Origin of the sequence: Streptococcus oralis (assembly GCF_001578945.1) — a bacterium.
Classification (GTDB): Bacteria; Bacillota; Bacilli; order Lactobacillales; family Streptococcaceae; genus Streptococcus; species Streptococcus oralis_Q.
The window spans coordinates 75872-81051 of the sequence record NZ_KQ969551.1; the positions used below are offsets into that span (position 1 = coordinate 75872).

Genomic DNA, 5180 nt, shown 5'->3' on the forward strand with positions numbered 1-5180 from the left:
AACGGTTACTCAGACTTTGTCCTCATGATTACCGATATCGTCAACTCAAACTCAGAAATTTTGGCTCTTGGATCAAACATGGACAAGGTCGAAGCAGCTTTCAACTTCAAACTTGAAAACAATCACGCTTTCCTTCCAGGTGCTGTTTCACGTAAGAAACAAGTGGTGCCTCAGTTGACTGAAAGCTTTAATGGGTAATTCTTAAGGAATATTTGGAACTGTTGATTTAACTATTCATAGAAGGTGATAGTATGATGCGATTGATTGAAGGACTGCGCTTTTTGGTTGAGGTTGTGGCAATTCTTGGTCTTTTCTCCGTGTCTGTAATACAAATTTCTTGGCTGGAAAAATTCCTATTTTTTCTTCTAGCAGTTCTATTAATCCTATTTTGGGCGCGATATATGGCACCAAAATCTCCATATGCTTTTAAAAAATGGCAACGCCTCGTTGCTGAGATATCGATTTTTATTTTAGTTAGTGGTAGTTTTTGGTATTTGTATGGATTGCAAATAGGAATCCTCTACTTAGCTCTGTCTTTTGGAAGTTTGGTTCTGCTTTATTATTTTCAGCTAGAGTGATTCTTGTAATATAGTTAATGAATTATTTTAATGGTAATCATTTGACTAGAGATTGACACGAGAAAACGATGTTTTCCTTATAGCTAAAGGGGTTTCGGCTCCTTTTTTTTCTAGGAGAGAAAGATGTTAGAAAATGGTGATTTGATTTTTGTGAAGGACCTTTCAGATATGGGGCAGGCCATCCAGGCTTCTACTGGGAACTATAGTCATGTAGCCATCTTTTTGGACGGTTTCATCTACCATGCTAGTGGGCAAGCTGGTGTCATTTGTCAAGAACCGGCTGAATTTTTTGAACCAACTCATCTCTACGATCTTTATGTCTATCCAGAGCTGGAAGCTGACTTGGTGAAGGAGAAGGCTTGCCAGCATCTAGGAGCTCCTTATAATAGCTCTTTTTATCCGGATGGGTCTGGCTTTTACTGCTCCCAGTATATCGCTGAAATCCTACCGATTTTTGAAACTATTCCCATGAAATTTGGGGATGAGGAGCAGGAGATTAGTGATTTTTGGAGGGAATATTACAGGAAACTCGAATTTTCTGTGCCTCTGAATCAACCAGGGACCAATCCTAGTCAACTAGCAGCATCTCCCCTTTTAAAATGTAAAGAAAGGAATCTTCATGATTCAGATTTTTAATCCCTCCCGTTTGATTCGACAGCCATTTTTTATAGATTTGGTGGACTATCTGGACCAGCATGACGATGTGATTCTACGAGAAATCAAGTCTCAGTTTCCAGATGCGGCAGTTGATAAACTCATGGAAGAGTATATAAAAGCCGGTTTGATCCGAAGGGAAAACAAACGTTATTCCCTTAATCTCCCTTTTCTAGAATCGATAGGTAATCTATCCCTTGACCAAGAGATTTTTATCAGAGAGGACAGTCCAGTTTATCAAGCCTTGTTGGAGAAGACTTTCGAGACAGAATTGCGCAATCAAACCAATGCCGCCATTTTAGTCGAACGTACGGACTTTGCAAGAGAAAAAATGACCCTATCCAACTATTTCTACAAGGTCAAGAATCAATATCCTTTGACAGAAAAACAGCAGGAACTCTATGCCATTTTGGGAGATGTCAATCCTGAGTACGCCCTCAAGTATATGACGACTTTTTTACTGAAGTTTCTCAAAAAAGACCATCTTATGCAGAAACGCCGTGATATCTTTGTGGATAGTTTAGTCGTCTTGGGCTATATTGTTCAAAATGATCAAGGTAAGTATGAGTTGGACGTTGATTTTGACAAGGAGAAATTGATTTTCTTTAAAAAATAAAACAAGGTTAGGAAAGGTTCCTAGCCTTGTTTAGCTCTATCATAGATAACGTTCTGCTATGGCCGCATCTCCAGGATAGTCTTCTTTCTTTCCTTGGACGATCTGGTAGCAATCAGCTCCCTTACCTGCAATAATCACGGCATCGAGTTCTTGATTTGTGATGGCCATCGCCGCCCTGATGGCTTTTTCACGATCGGCAATCTTTTCAACAGGATGACTGATATAGCTACTAATTTCATCTGCAATCACCATTGGATCTTCATAGTTGGGGTCATCAGCGGTGAGAAAGACTTGAATCTCAGGATGTTGATTGAGGAGGAGGCCAAAGTCTTTGCGGCGACTTTCACCCTTGTTTCCAGTCGAACCGAGAATCAGAGCAATCTTTCCAGTTTGATGAGTTTCTACAACAGAAATCAGTTTTTTCAGACTATCGCCATTGTGGGCGTAGTCGATGAAGACCTTAGCTCCATTTTTCTGAGTGAGAACTTCCATACGCCCAGGAACGCGGGTTGTGGCGATTCCTTTTTTTATGTCTTCAAGACTGGCTCCGAGACGAAGGCAGGCAAGTCCTGCAGCGACTGCATTTTCTTGATTGAAGTGACCTATGAGTTGGATATCATAATCTCCAGCAAGTTTACCTGTAGCTGAAAAGCTAAAAGCTCTGGAATTCTCGATTTGGTTACTTGACTGGCTACCATAGAAGTCATGGTCTTGATGTTCCACTTGTTCTTTCAATACAGAAAAGTGGTCCATGTCGCTGTTAATGACAACTGCTCGGCTATTTTTCATCAAGAGACGTTTGTGGTAGAAGTAATCTTCAAAACTAGGATGTTCAATTGGTCCGATATGATCAGGGCTGATATTGAGGAAAACTCCTACATCAAAAGTCAGGCCATAGACGCGTTTGACCAGATAGGCTTGACTAGAGACTTCCATGATGAGATGAGTTCTACCATTCTTAACAGCCTGAGCCATCATATCAAAGAGATCAATACTTTCAGGAGTTGTGAGGGCAGATTTAAAGAAGGTCTTACCATCTAAGGTTGTATTCATGGTAGACAGCATAGCTGGGCGATGGTGTTGAGCCAAGATGTTATAAGCAAAATAGGCCGCTGTTGTCTTACCCTTGGTTCCAGTGAAAGCTAGCAGTTTGAGCTTGTCCTGTGGATTGCCATAGAATTCCATAGCAATCAAACTCATGGCTTTTTTGATATCGTTCACAACGATGACGGGGATACCGACCTTGTAGTCCTTTTCTGCGACATACCAAGCTAATCCTTGCGTTATAGCGGATAGGAGGTATTCTTTTTTAAAAGCAACGCCTTTTGCAAAAAAAAGAGTGCCTTCTTTTACTTTTCGGCTGTCGTAACTGATGCTGTCAAAAACAACTTCGCTGTAGTTGTAGTGGTAATGACCTTGGTCAATAATCTCGCGGAAGAGATCATCTTTCTTTAATATATCTAATACGGTTTCAATCTTTATCATACTTTCTATTGTAAACCGAAAGTCGTAAATTTACAAGTGACAAGGAAAAGTTTATAATGGAAGATGAGGAAAATTTCCTAGTTATTAAAATTGAATGAGGAAGCTATGTCTAACGAAAATAATCATCAACAGGCCCAGATGTTGCGAGGGACTGCTTGGCTAACAGCTAGTAACTTTATTAGTCGCCTCCTTGGGGCAATCTACATTATTCCCTGGTATATCTGGATGGGGACTTATGCCGCCAAGGCAAATGGTCTCTTTACCATGGGCTATAATATTTACGCTTGGTTCTTGCTGATTTCGACAGCGGGTATCCCAGTTGCGGTCGCCAAACAAGTGGCTAAGTACAATACTATGCGAGAAGAAGAGCATAGCTTTGCCTTGATTCGGAGTTTTTTAGGTTTTATGACGGGCTTGGGACTAGTCTTTGCCTTGGTCTTGTATCTCTTTTCTCCCTGGTTAGCAGATTTGTCAGGTGTGGGGAAAGACCTGATTCCCATCATGCAGAGTTTGGCTTGGGCGGTCTTGATTTTCCCGTCTATGAGTGTCATCCGTGGCTTTTTCCAAGGGATGAATAACCTGAAACCCTATGCTATGAGCCAAATAGCAGAGCAGGTGATCCGTGTTATCTGGATGTTGCTGGCTACTTTTATTATCATGAAGATGGGTTCTGGTGATTACTTATCAGCGGTTACTCAGTCTACCTTTGCTGCCTTTGTGGGGATGGTGGCTAGTTTTGCAGTCTTGATTTATTTTCTTTCCAAGGAGGGACTGCTCCAAAAGGTATTTGAAACACGAGATAAGATTAATAGCAAGCGACTCTTGGTTGATACCATCAAGGAAGCCATTCCCTTTATCCTGACAGGGTCTGCTATTCAACTCTTTCAGATTTTAGACCAGATGACCTTTATTAATAGTATGAAGTGGTTTACCAATTACAGTAATGAAGACTTGGTTGTTATGTTTTCTTATTTCTCTGCCAATCCTAATAAAATTACCATGATTTTAATCTCTGTAGGAGTTTCCATTGGGAGTGTTGGCTTGCCGCTGTTGACGGAGAACTACGTAAAAGGCGACTTGCCAGCGGCGGCTCGACTAGTCCAAGATGGTCTTACCATGCTCTTTATGTTTCTATTACCAGCAACAGTTGGAGTCGTCATGGTAGGTGAACCTCTCTATACAGTCTTTTACGGAAAGCCGGATGGTCTGGCCATGAGCTTGTTTGTCTTTGCGGTTTTACAGTCTACTATTTTAGGCTTGTATATGGTCTTGTCTCCTATGCTTCAGGCTATGTTTCGAAACCGTGCGGCAGTTCGGTACTTTATATATGGTTCAATTGCCAAGCTAGCATTGCAGCTACCAGCCATTGCCATTTTCCATAGTTACGGTTCCTTGATTTCAACGACTATCGGTCTTATCATTCCAAATGTTCTCATGTACCGAGATATTTGTAAGGTAACGGGTGCTCGTCGAAAGATTATCTTGAAGCGAACTATCTTGATCACTATCTTGACACTGGTCATGTTTATTCTGGTTGGTTTCCTACAGTGGATTTTAGGATTTTTCTTCCAGCCAAGTGGACGTTTTTGGAGTTTCTTTTACGTAGCTCTCATCGGTGGCCTTGGTGGTCTACTCTATGGTTTGATGAGTCTTGCTACTCATCTATTAGATAAGATTATTGGGAAACCTCAAGCGGATCGTCTGCGAGCAAAATTTCAACGATCTTAGCAAAATAAATTAGAACGAAAAGGAATGATAGCTTCTTGTTAAGTGTCTGGATTAGCTTGAACTCAAATTTTTATAAATCCCAATTTGTAAAATTAAGCTAGACAGAAAAAGCCACCTTG

6 protein-coding genes are annotated in these 5180 nt (G+C 40.9%); 5 read left to right on the forward strand and 1 reads right to left on the reverse strand.

Going from position 1 to position 5180, the window contains the following annotated elements; all coding sequences use genetic code 11:
- The 4 genes from SORDD16_RS03035 to SORDD16_RS03050 all read left to right on the forward strand — a co-directional run.
- Positions 1-198 (forward strand): DHHA2 domain-containing protein (locus SORDD16_RS03035; RefSeq protein WP_347230201.1); only part of this gene is annotated, 198 nt, incomplete at its 5' end.
- 53 nt (positions 199-251) lie between these two features.
- Positions 252-578 carry a DUF2568 domain-containing protein gene (locus SORDD16_RS03040; RefSeq protein WP_061452334.1) on the forward strand — a complete coding sequence of 109 codons (327 nt, stop codon included), beginning with the start codon at positions 252-254 and terminating at the stop codon, positions 576-578.
- Between the two features lie 123 nt (positions 579-701).
- Positions 702-1214 carry a YiiX/YebB-like N1pC/P60 family cysteine hydrolase gene (locus tag SORDD16_RS03045; protein WP_061452335.1) on the forward strand — a complete coding sequence of 171 codons (513 nt, stop codon included), beginning with the start codon at positions 702-704 and terminating at the stop codon, positions 1212-1214.
- Positions 1198-1848, forward strand: a complete 651-nt coding sequence (locus SORDD16_RS03050) for a DUF1803 domain-containing protein (RefSeq protein ID WP_061452336.1) — start codon at positions 1198-1200, stop codon at positions 1846-1848. Before SORDD16_RS03045 ends, SORDD16_RS03050 begins: the two co-directional genes overlap by 17 nt.
- Before the next feature lie 39 nt (positions 1849-1887).
- On the opposite strand, the gene SORDD16_RS03055 is transcribed toward SORDD16_RS03050, so the two are convergent.
- Entirely contained in the window at positions 1888-3333 is a 1446-nt protein-coding gene (locus SORDD16_RS03055) for a UDP-N-acetylmuramoyl-L-alanyl-D-glutamate--L-lysine ligase (RefSeq protein WP_061452337.1), read from the reverse strand.
- A gap of 105 nt (positions 3334-3438) precedes the next feature.
- Between SORDD16_RS03055 and SORDD16_RS03060 the strand changes: the two genes are divergently transcribed.
- Positions 3439-5061 carry a putative polysaccharide biosynthesis protein gene (locus SORDD16_RS03060; protein ID WP_061452338.1) on the forward strand — a complete coding sequence of 541 codons (1623 nt, stop codon included), beginning with the start codon at positions 3439-3441 and terminating at the stop codon, positions 5059-5061.
- Positions 5062-5180 lie beyond the last annotated feature (119 nt).

Bases quoted from the DNA above. Each gene is read 5' to 3' on its own strand.
- SORDD16_RS03060 (WP_061452338.1), top strand. From the start codon at position 3,439: ATGTCTAACGAAAATAATCATCAACAGGCCCAGATGTTGCGAGGGACT.
- SORDD16_RS03040 (WP_061452334.1), top strand. From the start codon at position 252: ATGATGCGATTGATTGAAGGACTGCGCTTTTTGGTTGAGGTTGTGGCA.
- SORDD16_RS03050 (WP_061452336.1), top strand. From the start codon at position 1,198: ATGATTCAGATTTTTAATCCCTCCCGTTTGATTCGACAGCCATTTTTT.
- SORDD16_RS03055 (WP_061452337.1), bottom strand. From the start codon at position 3,333: ATGATAAAGATTGAAACCGTATTAGATATATTAAAGAAAGATGATCTC.
- SORDD16_RS03045 (WP_061452335.1), top strand. From the start codon at position 702: ATGTTAGAAAATGGTGATTTGATTTTTGTGAAGGACCTTTCAGATATG.